The 16,483-nt window shown below is 64.0% G+C and carries 14 protein-coding genes; 8 read left to right on the forward strand and 6 right to left on the reverse strand.

Annotated features, from left to right (window positions below; translation table 11 throughout):
* The coding region (locus tag H0X91_RS31185) for a hybrid sensor histidine kinase/response regulator (protein ID WP_230878060.1) at window positions 1-2,160 on the forward strand (2,160 nt) is incomplete at its 5' end.
* 60 nt (window positions 2,161-2,220) lie between these two features.
* Here the strand turns inward: H0X91_RS31185 and H0X91_RS31190 are convergent.
* The gene (locus tag H0X91_RS31190) at window positions 2,221-2,775 is read right to left on the reverse strand and encodes an NADPH-dependent FMN reductase (protein WP_006485152.1); all 555 of its coding nucleotides are present in this window, start codon (window positions 2,773-2,775) and stop codon (window positions 2,221-2,223) included.
* A gap of 368 nt (window positions 2,776-3,143) precedes the next feature.
* On the opposite strand from H0X91_RS31190, the gene H0X91_RS31195 reads away from it, so the two are divergent.
* Together H0X91_RS31195 and H0X91_RS31200 are read left to right on the forward strand one after the other, a co-directional pair.
* Window positions 3,144-3,743, forward strand: coding sequence for an RNA polymerase factor sigma-70 (locus H0X91_RS31195; RefSeq protein ID WP_006496230.1), 600 nt, complete (start codon window positions 3,144-3,146; stop codon window positions 3,741-3,743).
* Window positions 3,721-3,936 carry a zf-HC2 domain-containing protein gene (locus tag H0X91_RS31200; protein ID WP_006485156.1) on the forward strand — a complete coding sequence of 72 codons (216 nt, stop codon included), beginning with the start codon at window positions 3,721-3,723 and terminating at the stop codon, window positions 3,934-3,936. The genes H0X91_RS31195 and H0X91_RS31200 overlap by 23 nt, the downstream gene beginning before the upstream one ends.
* Before the next feature lie 137 nt (window positions 3,937-4,073).
* On the opposite strand, the gene arsC is transcribed toward H0X91_RS31200, so the two are convergent.
* Window positions 4,074-4,430: an arsenate reductase (glutaredoxin) gene (gene arsC, locus H0X91_RS31205; RefSeq protein ID WP_060211082.1), complete on the reverse strand. Its 357-nt coding sequence runs from the start codon at window positions 4,428-4,430 to the stop codon at window positions 4,074-4,076.
* Window positions 4,431-5,470: 1,040 nt separating this feature from the next.
* Between arsC and parA the strand changes: the two genes are divergently transcribed.
* Together parA and H0X91_RS31215 are read left to right on the forward strand one after the other, a co-directional pair.
* Window positions 5,471-6,133 carry a ParA family partition ATPase gene (gene parA / locus H0X91_RS31210; RefSeq protein ID WP_006480195.1) on the forward strand — a complete coding sequence of 221 codons (663 nt, stop codon included), beginning with the start codon at window positions 5,471-5,473 and terminating at the stop codon, window positions 6,131-6,133.
* 23 nt (window positions 6,134-6,156) lie between these two features.
* Window positions 6,157-7,218, forward strand: coding sequence for a ParB/RepB/Spo0J family partition protein (locus H0X91_RS31215; protein ID WP_006485146.1), 1,062 nt, complete (start codon window positions 6,157-6,159; stop codon window positions 7,216-7,218).
* 92 nt (window positions 7,219-7,310) lie between these two features.
* Here the strand turns inward: H0X91_RS31215 and H0X91_RS31220 are convergent, their stop codons facing one another.
* Window positions 7,311-8,678 (reverse strand): replication initiation protein, encoded by a 1,368-nt coding sequence (locus H0X91_RS31220; protein ID WP_006480193.1) that lies wholly within the window; start codon window positions 8,676-8,678, stop codon window positions 7,311-7,313.
* Window positions 8,679-10,501: 1,823 nt separating this feature from the next.
* Here H0X91_RS31220 and H0X91_RS31225 point away from each other — a divergent pair.
* Window positions 10,502-11,683, forward strand: a complete 1,182-nt coding sequence (locus H0X91_RS31225; RefSeq protein ID WP_006485168.1) for a DNA-binding protein — start codon at window positions 10,502-10,504, stop codon at window positions 11,681-11,683.
* 136 nt (window positions 11,684-11,819) lie between these two features.
* On the opposite strand, the gene H0X91_RS31230 is transcribed toward H0X91_RS31225, so the two are convergent.
* The 3 genes from H0X91_RS31230 to H0X91_RS31240 form a co-directional block, all read right to left on the reverse strand.
* Entirely contained in the window at window positions 11,820-12,839 is a 1,020-nt protein-coding gene (locus H0X91_RS31230) for a tyrosine-type recombinase/integrase (RefSeq protein WP_196433633.1), read from the reverse strand.
* A 102-nt stretch (window positions 12,840-12,941) separates the two neighbouring features.
* The gene (locus tag H0X91_RS31235; protein ID WP_196433634.1) at window positions 12,942-13,319 is read right to left on the reverse strand and encodes a DUF2471 family protein; all 378 of its coding nucleotides are present in this window, start codon (window positions 13,317-13,319) and stop codon (window positions 12,942-12,944) included.
* A gap of 141 nt (window positions 13,320-13,460) precedes the next feature.
* Window positions 13,461-14,072 (reverse strand): helix-turn-helix domain-containing protein, encoded by a 612-nt coding sequence (locus H0X91_RS31240; protein ID WP_006496226.1) that lies wholly within the window; start codon window positions 14,070-14,072, stop codon window positions 13,461-13,463.
* A gap of 158 nt (window positions 14,073-14,230) precedes the next feature.
* Between H0X91_RS31240 and H0X91_RS31245 the strand changes: the two genes are divergently transcribed.
* Window positions 14,231-15,430: a glycine C-acetyltransferase gene (locus tag H0X91_RS31245; RefSeq protein ID WP_006485176.1), complete on the forward strand. Its 1,200-nt coding sequence runs from the start codon at window positions 14,231-14,233 to the stop codon at window positions 15,428-15,430.
* 13 nt (window positions 15,431-15,443) lie between these two features.
* Complete coding sequence (tdh, locus tag H0X91_RS31250) at window positions 15,444-16,472, forward strand: L-threonine 3-dehydrogenase (RefSeq protein WP_006480187.1); 1,029 nt, start codon at window positions 15,444-15,446, stop codon at window positions 16,470-16,472.
* Window positions 16,473-16,483 lie beyond the last annotated feature (11 nt).

Raw genomic sequence — 16,483 nt, forward strand, 5'->3', positions numbered from 1 at the left:
CCGGAGCACGATTTCGCGGTGCGCCGCGTCACGCTGATCGTGCTGCTCGTCGCGGCGATCGTGCTGCCGTGCATCTACGTGGTGGTGATGGCGTACAACGACCTGAAGGCGCGCGAGGCCGCCGCGAGCGACGTGACGATGCGCACGGTGCGCGTCGCCGAGGAGCATGCGCTCAAGGTGTTCGACCTGAGCGAAACGCTCGATGCGCGCATCGTCGACCTCGTGCAGGACATGGACGACGCGACCGTGCGCAGCAGGGAATCCGACATCCACGAAGCGCTGAACACGATCGGCGGCGGTTATCCGCAGGTGGCGGCCGTGTCGATCTTCGGCGCGAGCGGGATGCTGCTCGCCAACAGCCTCTACTATCCGGCGCCGTACGCGTCGATCGCGAACCGCGACGACTTCGCCGGCATTCGCGACGGCAAGGTCATCGAACACATCTCGCGGCTGATGATGGGGCCGCTCAAGCTCGAGAACATCCCCGTGTTCAACACGGGCGTCGCGCGGCGCCATAGCGACGGTTCGTTCGCCGGCATGGTGTCGATCGCGCTGAAGTCGTCGTATTTCAACGCGTTCTACCGCGACCTGCTCGGCGGCGCGAGCACGCCGATGACGATGGCGCTCGCGCGCTCGGACGGCGCGGTGATCGCGTCGTATCCGCCGCCGCCGTCGCTCGCGCACACCGATCGCTCGATCACGTTCGGCAATGCGCGCAACGATCCGCGCGCCGGCGTCGTGCGCGTGCGCCACGACGGCGCGAGCAGCGAGATCGTCGCGTATCGCCAGGTCGGCAGCTATCCCGTCTACGTGAGCTGCGCGTACCGCACGTCGGCGATCTGGCATGAATGGTACGAACACCTGAGCGTGCTGTTCCTCTCGATGTTCGCGCCGTCGGTCGCGCTGTGGTCCGTGATCTGGCTGTCGCTCAAGCGGCTGAAGGCGGAAGAAGAGGCGTGGGACCGCTGGCAGGCCGAAGCGTCGATGCGGCGCTCGATCGAATCGGCGTACCGGCAGTCGCGCAAGATGCAGGCGCTCGGCAATCTCGTCGGCAGTGTCGCGCACGACTTCAACAACCTGCTGATGATCATCTCGAGCAACGTGCAGATCGCGCGGCGGCGCGGCGTCCAGCATCTCGACAAGGAGCTCGGCGCGATCGAACGCGCGCTGAAGAACGGGCAGTCGCTCACGCGCCAGCTGCTCGGCGTCGCGCGCAAGCAGCCGCTGCACAACGAGACGATCGACGTCGGGCAATGGGTCGGCACGTGCCGCGAACTGCTGAAGACGTCGCTCGGGTCGAAGTCGTCGCTGGTCGTCGCGATCGAGCCGGGCGTCTGGCCGATCCGCGTGGACGTCGCGGAGCTCGAGCTCGCGGTGATCAACCTCGCGGTCAACGCACGCGATGCGATGGCAACCGGCGGACGCTTCACGGTCGGCGCGCGCAACGTCACGCTGCGCCGCGAGGACGGCTTCCCGCTGACCGGCGACTTCGTGCAGATCTCGCTCGACGACACGGGTTCGGGCATGGCGCCCGACGTGCTCGCCCGCGCGTTCGAGCCGCTGTTCACGACGAAGGCGCAGGGGATGGGGACGGGGCTCGGCCTGCCCCAGGTATTCGCGTTCTGCGAACGCTCGGGCGGCCTCGCGACGATCGACAGCGCGGTCGGCGCGGGTACCTCGGTGCGTCTGTACCTGCCGCGCGCGCGCGCCGAGGATGTCGTCGCGCGGCCGGCGGCCGTCGCGCATGATGCGGGGAGCGGCGCGCTCGCCGGCCTGCACGTGCTGCTCGTCGAGGACAACGGCGAAGTCGCGGCCGGCACGGAGGCGCTGCTGTCGCTGCTCGGTCATCGCGTGACCTATGCGCCGACTGCCGACGACGCGTTGCGCCTGATCGAAGGCGCCGCCGCGAACGATGCGTTCGATCTCGTGATTTCGGACATCCACATGCCGGGCCGCCTGAACGGCATCGATCTCGCCGAAGCGATCGAGAAGCGGCCGGGGAAACTGCCCGTGATTCTCGTCACGGGTTATGCGGAGGAACTCGACCGCACGCGCACCGTCAACGTCCGCGTGCTGTCGAAGCCGTTCGACATCGCGCTGCTCGACGAGATCCTGCTCGGCATCCGCGAAGCGCGCGACGCACGCCACGCCGGCGCGTGACCCGCTGCGGGCGGGCCGGCGCCGGCGGCGTGAACGGGGGTGGCGATCAGGCCGGCGACATCACGCCGACTTCAGCAGGCGCACCCAGCTCGCGTAGCGATCGACGAAGCCTTGCAGGAACTTGCGGGTGTCCTCGCTGACGATCTGCCCCTGGTCGTCGATGCGCGCCGGATCGTGCTTGATGAACATCTCCGGCTGACCGAGCGTCTTCACGTCGAGGTACGCGAGCACGTTGCGCAGGTGCTGCTGCGCGAGCGCGGTTCCCACCGCGCCCGGCGACGTGCCGAGCACCGCGCCCGGCTTGCCCGACCAGGAGTTGGAACCCCACGGGCGCGAACCCCAGTCGAGCGCATTCTTCAACACGCCCGGAATCGACCGGTTGTACTCGGGCGTGACGAACAGCAGCGCGTCGGCGGCTTCGATCGACTGCTTGAAGCGTTTCGCGACGTCCGGGAAATCCGCGTCGTAGTCCTGGCTGTACAACGGCAGCTCGCCGATCTCGACGAACTCGAACGAGAAATCGGCGGGGGCGAGCGAGATCACGGCGTGCGCGAGCGCACGGTTCGTCGACGCGCGACGCAGGCTGCCGACGACGACCGCAATACGATAAGACATGGCATTCTCCTTCCGGTGAGTGAGGAATCGGATCGATTGCTTCCGAATGAGCGACAAAGGTCTGTTTATAGGCAAGCCAGCCCGCGAGCCGTCCCACGGGGCCGTCCGGCCGACTTTCCACAAGGTTTTCCACAGAAATTGTGGATAACTCGACCGTTATGTTCCGACGTTACAGATTGCCCGCCGCGTGTCGGCGTCGACGCGCGCGACGGGGTTCGGCAAGCATAGCGCAGCGCGGCGACCGGCTTCGTGAAATCGTGACGGAACATTGCGTTGCAGGCCGGCACCGCGCCCAGTAAGCTGCTCGCACCGCGACGCGCCCGCTCGGTGACGCACGCGCGGTCGCCTCGAGACACTGCCACCCAGACATGCCGTCCGCATACGACGACCCCACCTATCTCGCGCAACTGCGGCGCGACCTGCTGCGCTTCGCGCGACTCCAGCTCCGCGACGCCGACGCGGCCGAAGACGCCGTGCAGGAAGCGCTGGCCGCCGCGTGGTCGCATGCCGGCGATTTCGCCGGACAGTCGGCCCACAAGACCTGGGTGTTCGGCATCCTGCGCAACAAGTTGATCGACGTGCTGCGCGCACGGCAGCGGATGGTGAGCCTGACCGCGCTCGATGCGGAGCTCGACGGCGAATCCGTGCTCGATCGCGAACTGTTCAAGGACAACGGTCACTGGGCCGCGCACGCGAAACCGCGTCCGTGGCCGAAGCCCGAAACGCTGTTGCAGCAGCAGCAATTCTGGACGCTGTTCCAGGCGTGCCTCGACCATCTGCCGGAGCAGATCGGACGCGTGTTCATGATGCGCGAATTCCTCGATGTCGAAATCGTGGACATCTGCAGTGAATTGACGTTGACGACGAATCATTGCAGCGTGCTGCTGTATCGGGCGCGCACGCGCCTGCGAACCTGCCTGAGCGAAAAAGGACTGACGACCGAAGATGCTGCCGGGGAAATGTACTGACGTGACGCGACTGCTGTCGGATGCGCTCGATCGGCGTCTGACGCTGCACGAGCGCCTGCAGGTGCGCGTGCATCTGCCGACCTGCAGCGGATGCCGCGCCTATCGCGGACAGATCGCGCTGTTGCGGACGGCCGCGAAAGCGGCGGCGGGGCGGGAGCCGGACGGTGACGATGGATCGTCCGGTGGGGGCTAGGCGTCGCGGTGCCTGCCGACGCATCGTTCCGGTGGTGGCTGGCGGGTGCGGCCCGGCGAGCGCGTCGGCGTGGATTGCCGTTGCGCGTGCCGGGCTGGAGCGCGTTGATGCAATAAGAAAAATACGCGCGGCAAGAATTATTCGAACAGCGCCTTCACCGACTCGGGCGGGCGACCGATAGCCGCCTTGCCGCGATACACGACGATGGGGCGTTGCAGCAGAACCGGATGAGCGACGATCGCTGCGTAGGCCTCGGCGTCGGTCAGATCCGCGCGGGCCAGATTCAACGCCTTGTACGGCTCCTCACCGTCGCGCAGCATGTCGCGGACCGGGCGGCCGAGCTGCTTGTGCAGCGTGTCCAGCTCCTCGACAGTCGGCGGCGTCTTCAGGTACTCGACGACATTCAGCGGCACGCCGGCGGTATTCAGCGACTCGACCAACGCAAGCGTCTCGCGGGACTTCGAGCATCGGGGGTTGTGGTAGATCGTGATCATCGTTCAAGGCAGGAGGGGTGAGGCCTGTATTGTAGCGAGTCTGCATCGAGGGGCCTGATGGGGGGGGCAATCGAGATCGGTGTGGGGTTCCTCTTGATAGGTCGCTGAGGCGGTTTCGGTTTGGCGATGCGCTGTGATCGCGAGAGGGGAGTGTCCTGTGTTCGGCGGGAGACGCGTCGGAGAGTGGTTGTTTATGCGCATAAAGTCGGGCGGGTGGCTTCGCGGGGCCGACGACCGGCGCAGCCGATGTCTCGTGAGGGCTGTCTCGTGAGGGCTGTCTCGTGAGGGCTGTCTCGTGAGGGCTGTCTCGTGAGGGCTGTCTCGGGTCGCGAAAGGGGTATGCGATTGCGGAACACGCCGGCTAGGTTTATGCGCATAAAGCGCGCGATTGCCGGGCGAGGTACAGCTTGGCTCGTGGCATGGACATATGTCGACACGCAACGGCACTGCGCGATGGCTATATCGATAGACCGTCGTCCCCGACATGACGTCATTGCCCGCCTGACTCAGGCGTAGTCTCTGCCAACGGCGCTTCGTCGCGGCCTATCGTTGCCTCTGGTTTATGCGCATAAACACTACGGCCCGGCAGGACATTGCCTCCATGCACGTCCATTCAACGACGCACCTCGTGATCTACGCACCTGACTACGACACGCAGCTCACGCCGGTCGCTCGCGAGTGAATACCATGCGCTCTAGCGACGAAGCCATCGATCGGCCTCCGCAGTCTTTATGCGCACAAACTCGCGGCTCGCAGGCAACGCGGCTCGTCCCGCGAAAGGAGAGAGCGTCGAGATATCTCTGCCACGAACGGCCCCGACGATACGCCCATGAAGACGTAATCCTGAGCAGGGCATCGATCACTCGGCATCAGCCGCTTCCTCTTCACCACACCGTCCAAACGAGCCATCGAACATCCACCGCTCGTTTATGCGCATAAACCGATAGTCCGAATGGCCAACGCGTAGTTGTCGAACGACAATTTCATTGAAATTCAAATATCGTCCTGTAGAATTCCAACGACCAAAACAGGAGTGAAAATTGGCCGCGGAAATCATTGCAGTCACTCAACAAAAAGGTGGCGTCGGCAAAAGCACGATTGCCATGCATCTCGGCGCCGCGTTCCATGAAAAAGGGAAGCGCGTCCTCGTCATCGACGCAGACCGTCAAAACACGCTCGTTCACTGGTCGAGCGCATCCGGCGACAGCGACAACGGCATCCCGTTTCCGGTCGTCAACCTTGCCGAGGCCGACGGCCAGATCCATCGCGAGATCAAGAAGTTCATCAACGACTACGACATCATTGTCGTGGACTGCCCGCCGTCGATCACCGAGAAAGTCTCCGGTGTCGTCCTGCTGGCCGCGTCGATTGCCGTGATTCCGACGTCGTCGTCGCCGGCCGACTACTGGTCGAGCGTCGGGCTGGTCAAACTGATTCAGCAGGCGCAGGTGATGAACGAAGACCTCCGCGCGGTCTTCCTGCTGAACAAGACCGAAGAGAAGCGCATGCTGACCCGTGAGCTCAAGCGTGCGCTCGAGGAACTCGGCTTCCCGCTGCTGAAGACGCAGATTCCGACTCGGGAAGCGTACAAGCAGGCGATGGCGCTCGGTCAGACCGTGCTGCAGATGAACGATCGTGGCGGCAAGCTGGCCGCCGCCGAAATTCGCGCATGCGCCGACGAAATCGTCGCCATGCTGCCCTGACTTTATGCGCACAAAGGAGTCACATGAAACCCTCCCAATTTGCCAAAGGATTCCAAGCGCGCCCGGATATCACGACGAGCGAGAAGCGCACGGCGCTTGATCGGCTCAATGCGATCGACGGCATCGTCAAGTCCGAGACGCCGACCCCGGCGCCGACCAAATCCGCGAAGAAGGACATCGCACCGCCGCCTGCTCCGGAATTCACGATCGATCCGTCGATCGACGAATCGCAGCAATATCGCGCGTGGCGTCTCGAGAATCGCTATGCACCCGGGCAGGTGATCGAGCTGCCGCTGAAGGCGATCAAGCACAGTCCGTTCAACCCGCGGCACTTCTATCTGAAATCGTCGATTGCCGAACTCGCGGTCAACCTCGCGAAGCAGGGACAGCAGCAGGCGATCCACGTGATTCCGGATTACGACAACCCGGGCACATATTTCGTCAGCGATGGCGGGCGTCGCGTGCGGGCGCTGAAGGAAGCGAACAAGGAATCGGTCAAGGCGATCGTGATCGATGTGCCGATCGGCATCCAGAGCTACAAGCTCGGCTACGACCTGAACGTTCAGCGCGATTCGCAGACGGTGTTCGACAACGCTGTCGTGTGGCGCCGCTTCCTCGACGACAAGCATTTCCAGAGCCAGAAAGAACTCTCCGAGCATCTCGGCCTCGACGAGTCGACAGTGGCCGTCGCGCTGTCGATCGGCAAGTTGCCGGAAGCGATCATGCAGGAAATGGTCGCACGTCCCGATCGCTTCGGATCGAACATGGCGTATCAGGTCGGCCGCTATCACAATGCGCGCGGCACCGAGGCCACGCTGCGGCTGATCAACAAGATCGTGTCGGACGATCTCAGCACGCGCCAGGTGTCGGACATCGTCAAGGGTCGCGTCGCGGCACAGGAGACGCCGAAGCCTGCGGGCCGTCAGCGCTATGCGCAGCGTCTCGAGATCAAGCTCGGCGGCAAGTCGGTCGGCGACCTGAAGTCGTATGGCGAAGACCGCATCGAATTGCGCCTGCGCGGCCTCCCGAAGGACAAGCGCGACGCGATTCTCGAGCAGCTCGAGCGGATGCTGTTGTCGGAGTGAGGGAAACGGCCCGCAGGGCCTATTGAGGGCGCCGGTCCCGCCCGATCAGGGGGCGGAGCCGGCGGCGGCCCGTCAACGGGCCTGAGCGGGCCTCAAGCGGCCCGCGACTGGTTCAGCGTGAACGACAGCAGGTCGCCGTCCGTCGGCTCGCCCCAGGTCTTCTGGGCCAGCCAGTCGAAAAAGGCCGTCTCGGCCAGCTTGGAATCGAGGCCTCGCTTGCGCCAGTCGTCGCGCAGATGCGAGCCCATCGTCGGCAACGCCTCGGATTCGAACGACTCGCGCGCCACTTCGCGCTCCGCGTCGCCCTGCTCTTCGTACAGCACTTTCGCTTCCTTGCGGCGGAACGCCGCGAACTCGCTCAGCAGGCGGGCCTTCAGATCGTCCGGCTGGGCAGCCGCGACCTTCGCGGACGGCGTGCCGGCAGGCAGCGCGTCGACCGATTCGACCGGCGGCGCATACCCCTTCTTCAGCGCATCCTTGAACAGCGCCGGCGCGCTGCGCACCGGCGGGAGCGTCGTGCTGCGCATCCGCTGCTCGGTCATCTGCAGTGCGGCGCGAATCCGGTTTTCCTCGCTGTCCGCGTAGAGCGTCTGCGCTTCCTTCAGCGGGATCCCGAGCTTCACCATCCGGTCGACCAGCGTGCTGTCGAACACGTTCGGGTGTTCGTCGAGCGCGAGCATCGGCTGCTTGCGCTCGGTCACGCGGAACTGGATCTCGGCAACCCGGCGCCCTTCGCGGTGCTCGATCAGCTCGACGAAGATGTTCGTGACCGCGTTGACTTCCGCGATCGCCGGGCGCAGGTAGTCGCGCTTGAAGTACTTGTACTCGCGCTTCGCTTCGTCGCCGGCTTCCGTGTCGGGTGTGCCCGACAGGATCGGCCGCCACCATTCCCACGGCTCGCGCATCGTCAGGTGGCTCGGGTTCGTCAGGTAGCGCACGCAGATCTCGTACAGCGCGAGACCCGCGCTGCTGCGCAGCTGGCTCTGGAACTGCAGGCTCAGACGCGCGTACTGGACCGGGTCGAGCAGCTTCTTCTTGATCTTCGGCGCGAACGAGAATTCGACCCACACGCGGCGGGTGGTCGGATCCTCGAGAATTTCCGCATCCGCGATCAGCGTGGAGATCCCCCACTTGCGGCCCGGCTTCTGGCTCGACGTCCCCGTGCTCCATTCGACCTGCACCGACACCATGCGGCGCAGGTGTTCCTTCACCAAGGCGGTGTCGTTCGAATCGAAAGCGGAGTTGGCGACGATGTCCGACAGCAGTGCGCGATACGTATCGCCCGAGTCGTCGGCCTGCTGCGCGACGGCCAGCAGGACATTGAACAGCTTGCGAGTGAGGAGCGTGATCTTGCCGCTCTTCGGCTGAATGGCGATCGCCTCGACGGCCTTTCGCAATTCGGCTGAACTGGCACTCACCACATCCACATCGGTTTTCTTGGCGCGCTTCGTCGTGGCCATACGTCGGGTCGGAGGAGAAGTTTCCCGGAAGGATAGCGCCTGCGGTGATGTGCGTCCAGAACGACATGCTCACCATAGCCGGTGAAGCGCGCCGGCAAAACGGCACTCACCCGAACGGCTCCCGAAAACGCTCACCGGTCCGCCGTTGCGGCGTTCCGGACTCTTCCAGACGTGCCGCGGCATGCGCCGATTCACAGAATTTCACCTGTGCTCGACACGTGCGGAATTGGCTCCCGTATCGGCTCACCTTTCGATTTGTCGTAATTTTGCGACTGCGCAGCCGTGAGTTCGACACCGGCTCGCGATTGCACCTCACCGGATCTCGTCGACCGCCGCCCAGCGGGCCTGTATGCATGTACAGGCGTGGCGCGCCGGGAGATCGATTCGGCTTCGACACATGCAAAAGCGCCGTCGAAACCGGCACGCGCAGCCCGATCAGCGCGTGTTTGGCCAGCCCGGGCGCGCATTGTACAGCGCGCAAATCGTATCCGGTCCCGAAAATACTCACCTCAAGCACAGCCTGCTGATGCATCCGGCTACCGACGAACGCCCGACCCGCGCGGGATCGGCTGCCAACGACTCCTGAAAACGCTCACCTTACCGACGAAATGCGGCACAGCAGCGGGCACGGAAAACGCTCCCGAAAAACCTCACCGTAACCGGCGCGGTATCAAAAACTCCAATCTCTTCCGATACTTATGCACAGTAGGCATTTGGCTGTGCCGCGCCAGGATCCCCCGAAAAACCTCACCTTTGGACCGGAATCCTTCATACGACAACCGTATGTCAGCCCCCGAAAAATCTCACCTGTGCCAAAAAGTGGCACAGTAAAAACGAGATTTCTTCCAGTCCTGGCGGGCTTTTCAGCGAATTTGGCCGGCAACAGGTCCCGAAAAGCCTCACCTTTGCCCATTTTTTCAGCACCTGCGGCTCCCGGAAAATCTCACCTGTAAGCCGGATCACGGTCTGTGATCCATGCCCCGAAAAAGCTCACCTTAACGGGATCGGGGCAGGAAAACCCGGATTTCCCTCCCGAAAAACCTCACCTTTGGGGCATCACAGGCCCCCGAGAGCACTTTTGCTGTGCAAAATGGCGTTCGCTTCCCGAAAATCCTCACAGCAAAATCCCGTGGAGTCCCGTGAAACCTCACCTTTCGCCAAATCTGCCCAAAAGATGGGCAGAATCGGGGCGCGAAGCGGGTCCTGCAAATTCTCACCTATGTCTGCACAGGCAGAAAACTGTGCAGTCAGGCACAGCGCGGGTTCCATGGCTGTGAGGCCCCGAAAACCCTCACCTTTGGGAAAACGCGTGTTTTACTGTGATCCCGAATCCGCTCACGACTCTTCCTGCAACGGCTCACGCAGCTCCCCGAACCCCATCACGTCAGCTCCCGCAGAAGGTCACCTTGGCTCCCGTAAAACTTCACCTTGTCGGCCGGAAAGCCTTGCTCCATAAGGCTGTGCCGTGGCGTTAACGTTTTTAACTAAGGGTTCAAGGGTGTTTACTTCTAATACTCTCAAGACATCGGCTGACGAGTTTTCCACAGACACCCCAACCCCTGAACACCGACCGGCAACCGGATCCGGTGTCATGTGAAACAAAGGCCGAAATTCGCGGTTCGCTGAAAAATGCTTGCAAGACAAGGACTTGGCTGACTTTCTTCGCTTTGTTTCACGGAATTCCGGGCCTCCTTCGACCAGATGGGCTCATGGATCCGATTTCTGTGCAAAACGACGTAAATTCACAACGGACCCTCGAAACAAGTATCAAGAAATACGTATTTCGTTATGATTGCAACATTTCATAGTCTGCGAGTGTGGTCATGACCCTGGACGAAATGCGTCAAGTCATTCGGGAAGAACTGGAATCGCTGCGCGCAAGCGGTGCACGGCGCCAGGAACTGTCACTGCATGCGTGCAAACGCTTGTTCTTCGATCTCGGCATCCGGCCCTCGGCCGCCAACGTCCGCGATCTCACCCAGACCGGCAGCGCCAGCGACATCCCGAAAGACATCGACCATTTCTGGGAGCGCATTCGTTCCGCGTCCAAGATCAGGCTGGACGGCGCGGCGATCCCGAAAGCCGTCGAGGAAAAAGCCGGCGCGTTGCTGGGCGCACTCTATGAAGAAGCATTGAAAGCGGCGCGCGACAGCCTCGATGGCGACCGCGAGCAGGTTCGCGCCGACATGGCCGAAGCCGAACAGCGGTTGCGTGACGCAACCGTCCGCCAGGAAACGCTCGAAGGGGCGCTCGCGCGCGGGGAAGCGAGAAACGAACAATTGCAGGCGCGGGTGACCGAACTCGAGGTTCAGCTCGCGTCGCAAACGACTCACGGTTCGGCAAGCGAAGCAACGTTGCTCACCACAGTCGCACGACTGGAAAAGGAACTGGCCGCGGCTGCCGGCCGGATCGAAGCCGAACAGGCACAGAACGCCGCCCTGCGCGACCGCATCGATGCGCTGCAAGCCGAATTACAGCAGCGTACCGAGCACTATGCGCAGCAAATCAAGGATGCGGTGGCCGAAGCCGAGCGTCGCGTCAAACCGATGCTGGTCGAACTGGACTCGTTGCGCAGCATGGCGTCGACTTACCAGAGCGGGTTGCGCGACGTCCAGCGCAAGGAGTTCGATTTCCTGCAGCAATTGAGTTCGGCCAAGGCGCGCGCCGACCGGCTCGAAGAACAGCTGCGTACGCAGAGCGACGAACTGGAGCGCGCAACGCGTGACGTGAGTTCGTTGCGCGCGAACCGCGGAATGAATCCGGAAATCGCCGCGCTGATCCGGCGCCTGGCCGAGGCGGGACAACTCGACGCGGATGCGTATGCCGCGATCGGCACCGCGCTGGATCACGAGATTCCGGCGCCGACCCAGTGCCCGCATTGCGATGGCGAACCGGAACTGTCGCACGGCGACGAAGGTTTTGAAGTCGCGTGCCCCGAGTGCGAGCACGCTTCCGGCACCTGGCCGTCCCGCTTCGAAGCCGTCGCGCGTTTTGCGCACACCTGACCGGGAGGCCAGCGGCGCCGCACAGGTGAGATGATCCGGGAAGCTTGAGGTGAGATTTTTCGGGAGCTGTGAAACGGTGAGGCTGCGCCACACAAGGCTGCTCACGGATCGCTTCGCGTGAGCAGCCGGTTCCCGATCAGTGAGTTTCGTCGTGGTCGGACGCGTCACCGTTGTGGTCGGCCAGCCCGTCGCGCCAGTTTTTCCACGCGCGATGCAGGCGATTCGACGAGATCGGCCGCATGAAGCCCAGCCATTTGCCGACCCGCTCGGGCGGCACGTCGTGCTCGAACAATTCCGCCGCATAGGTGTTGCGCAATGTTTGCGGGCTGGCGCGCGCGGTGCGTGACGACGTGAGCCCGGCCGATTCGACGATCGCGTCGATCGCGCGCAGCATCGTCGCCTTGTGCATCGGTCGCCCGGCATGCGATGCGGGGAAGACGAGTTCTCCCGGAATTTCCTGGCGCTTGCGCTCGGTGAGCCAGGCTTCGAGCAAAGCGATCGCAAACGAGGCCAGATGGGTCTCCCGCGAATAATCCGGATGCGTCGACTCGATCCGCAGCGACGTGCCACTCGTATTGATGCAACTAATCGTAAGTGAGCGCGCTTCGCCGGTTTTGATGCCGGCGCCGAGAAATGCAGCGACGAGCGCGCGGTCGCGACGCTCCTTCCAGTATGCGGAACCCGATACGCCGATCGGCGAAAACAGATAGGCGAGCAACGTCGCGCGCTCTGCCGGCGTGAGGAAACCGGTCGGCTCGTTGTCGCGCGCCTTGCGCCAGTTCGCTTCGCCATCCTGAGCAATGAAGCGGGCCGGATTGGTCGATGCGTACTCGGTGCGGCGGATATGGTCCAGCACGCGCTCGATCAGCCGGAGATAGCGCATCCGCTGCGTTTTCTTGATCGGCAACTCGCCGACGAAGTTCGCGATGGTCGGTGTATCGACCGTCGCCAGGTTCTTTTGATGCGCGCGCATCCACGCGAGAAACGCGCCCCACTGTGCGCGATAGACATCGGCTGACGAGCGGCGATAGTCCTGCATGGCGAGCCATGCGTCGAACGCAGCTTCGGGCGACGCGACCCAGTCGGACGCATCGCGGTCGAACAGATCCTTTTCTTCCGGGTGTGCGGCAGTGTCGGGAGCGGCGGGAAGGGACATGGTATTAATTCCGTTAGTTGCGTATATGGTAGCCCTTTCCGCAACGTCTCGGGCAGCGAACGGGTGAACCGGCCGCCGTGCGGCTCGGCCGGGGCTGGGCCATCAGTCGCCCCACGCCTTGGACGGGCGCAGCGCGCGCGCGGGACGCGCGGTGTCGTGCGCCGTTGCCGCGGCTTCATAGGCGAGAACGGCGAACGAAAAGACCGCGGGCAGCGCATTCGAGCGCCTGAAGTCGATCGGATCGTCGGTTTCGGGAAACGTCATGTCCGACGGCCGTTCGAACAGCTGGCGCATGCTCGCGTCGTGCCGGCTCGCAAAGCCGAGATCGGCGAGCGCTTCGGCTTCGATCGCGTGCAGCAGGCGCCACGTCAGCGGCACGCGCTGACGGATGTACCGCCCGGCGATATGGCGGACGATCAACTCGAGGTCGTGCGCGGCAGCCTTGAAGCTGAGCGCGGCCAAATCTTGTTCTTCTGTCATTGCAGGCTCCTGTCGACCAGGGCGGGCGCCTCGGTGCGCCGGCTCCGGCCCGTGCATGGCGGAATGTCCGTATACTGTACAAACATACAGTGTTTTCCGCAACAGGCCTGCGATTGGCCTTTTGGCCGACTATCCGCGCCGTCAGCGATGGATCACGATCAGCAGTGCCCGCGCTTCGGCCTTGCCGGGATTGCGGATCGCATGCGGCTCGTCGGCCGGGTAGCGCGCGGTGTCGCCCGTCTTCAGGCGTCGGCTGGCGGCGGCGGCCTCGATTTCCATCGCGCCCTGCAGCACAGTGAGATGTTCGCGCGTGCCCGGTTCGTGCGCGTTCGATACCAGTGCGCCGCCGCCGGGCAGCGTCAGCTCGTACCACTCGAACTTGCCGGCGAGGTCGATCGGGCCCCATACGCGCAGCTGGTACCGGCCGTCGTGACCGGCGAGCGTCGGAATGTCGTGCGGGCCGTCCACGCGAATCGTCTCGGGCGCCTTCGGCTGCGAGAACAGTTCGTCGAGCGTGATGCCGAGCGCGTTCGTCAGCCGCCACGCGACGGCGATCGTCGGGTTGGCCTTGTCGCGTTCGATCTCGGAGAGCATCGATTTCGATACGCCGGCCGCGCGCGACAGGTCGTCGAGCGTCAGCTTGCGCTCGTTGCGCAGTCGCTGGATCTGCTCGCCCACGCGCGGCGGGGTCGCGGCCGGCGGTTGCGGGGCGGCTGCGGCGGGCGGGCGCCGCGATCCGGAGGAACTTGCCATTTGGATTCCGTTCGCTTAGAGTTGTTCGATATTTCGAATTCCAGTTCGGAATATCGGATAAGTGCGGTCAACCGAACGACCGACTATAACAGTAGCAGGCCGTTGCGCCGCCACGAGCAGTGCGCTGCGGAATGCGAAACCCTGTCAGGAGCTTTGCGATGCGTGATGCCTTTCTCGCCCAGGTGCGCGGGACGCTCGACCAGATCCGCGCGGACGGTTTTTACAAGACCGAGCGCGAGATCGCGAGTCCCCAGGCGGCAGCCGTGCGGCTCGCCGGCGGTGCCGGCGTGCTCAATTTCTGCGCGAACAACTATCTGGGTCTGGCGAACGATCCGCGCCTGCTCGACGCGGCGAAGGCCGGCCTCGACCAGGACGGCTTCGGCATGGCATCGGTGCGCTTCATCTGCGGCACGCAAACCGTCCACAAGCAACTGGAAAGCGCGCTGGCCGCGTTTCTCGGCACCGAGGACAGCATCCTCTATTCGAGCTGCTTCGATGCGAACGGCGGCCTGTTCGAAACATTGCTCGACGAGAACGACGCAGTGATCAGCGACGAGCTGAACCACGCGAGCATCATCGACGGCATTCGCCTGTGCAAGGCGAAGCGTTTCCGCTACAAGAACAACGATCTCGCCGACCTCGAGGCGAAGCTCAAGGAAGCCGATGCCGCGGGCGCGCGGCACAAGCTGATCGCCACCGACGGCGTGTTCTCGATGGACGGCATCATCGCCGATCTCAAAGGCATCTGCGATCTCGCCGATCGCTACGGCGCACTGGTGATGGTCGACGATTCGCATGCGGTCGGCTTCATCGGCACGCACGGCCGCGGCACGCCCGAACACTGCGGCGTCGAAGGCCGCGTCGACATCATCACGGGCACGCTCGGCAAGGCGCTCGGCGGCGCCTCGGGCGGTTATGTCGCCGCGCGTCACGAGGTGATCGAGCTGCTGCGCCAGCGCTCGCGTCCATATCTGTTCTCGAACACGCTCACGCCGAGCATCGCCGCGGCGTCGCTGAAGGTGCTGGAACTGCTCGGCAGCGACGAAGGCGCGAAGCTGCGCGAGCGCGTGCGCGAGAACGGCGCGCGGTTCCGCAAGCAGATGACCGAAGCCGGCTTCACGCTCGTGCCCGGCGCGCATCCGATCATCCCGGTGATGCTCGGCGACGCGCAGCTCGCGACGAACATGGCCGACAGGCTGCTCGGCGAAGGCGTCTACGTGATCGGCTTCTCGTTCCCCGTCGTGCCGCGCGGCCGTGCGCGCATCCGTACGCAGATGAGCGCCGCGCATACGCCCGAGCAGATCGACCAGACGGTCGCCGCGTTCGTGCGCGTCGGCAAGTCGCTCGGCATCATCTGACGGAGGCGCGACCATGAAAGCACTGGCAAAGCTCGAACGCGGCCCCGGCCTCACGCTCACGCGGGTGAAGCGCCCCGAAGTCGGCCACAACGACGTGCTGATCAAGATCCGCCGCACGGCGATCTGCGGCACCGACATCCATATCTGGAAGTGGGACGACTGGGCGCAGAAGACGATTCCGGTGCCGATGCACGTCGGCCACGAATACGTCGGCGAGATCGTCGAGATGGGGCAGGAAGTGCGCGGCTTCGCGATCGGCGATCGCGTGTCCGGCGAAGGTCACATCACGTGCGGTTTCTGCCGCAACTGTCGCGCCGGGCGCCGGCATCTGTGCCGCAACACGGTGGGCGTCGGCGTGAACCGCGAAGGCGCGTTCGCCGAATACCTGGCGATTCCGGCATTCAACGCGTTCAAGATTCCGCCGGAGATTTCCGACGATCTCGCGTCGATCTTCGATCCGTTCGGCAACGCGACGCACACGGCGTTGTCGTTCAACCTCGTCGGCGAGGACGTGCTGATCACCGGCGCGGGCCCGATCGGCATCATGGCCGTCGCGATCGCGAAGCACGTCGGCGCGCGCAACGTCGTCATCACCGATATCAACGACTATCGGCTCGAGCTCGCGCGCAAGATGGGCGCGACGCGGGCGGTCAACGTCGCGCGCGAGTCGCTGCGCGACGTGATGGCCGACCTGCACATGACCGAAGGCTTCGACGTCGGTCTCGAGATGTCGGGCGTGCCGAGCGCGTTCACGAGCCTGCTCGAGGCGATGAACCACGGCGGCAAGGTTGCGCTGCTCGGCATCCCGCCCGCGCAGACGGCGATCGACTGGAACCAGGTGATCTTCAAGGGGCTCGAGATCAAGGGCATCTACGGCCGCGAGATGTTCGAGACCTGGTACAAGATGGTCGCGATGCTGCAGAGCGGCCTCGACCTGTCGCCGATCATCACGCACCGCTTCGCGGCCGACGATTACGAGCAAGGCTTCGCCGCGATGCTGTCCGGCGAAAGCGGCAAGGTGATTCTCGACTGGACCGTCTGAGTCGACTGAGT

Source organism: Burkholderia sp. 9777_1386 (genome assembly GCF_015712265.1).
Classification (GTDB): Bacteria; Pseudomonadota; Gammaproteobacteria; order Burkholderiales; family Burkholderiaceae; genus Burkholderia; species Burkholderia cenocepacia.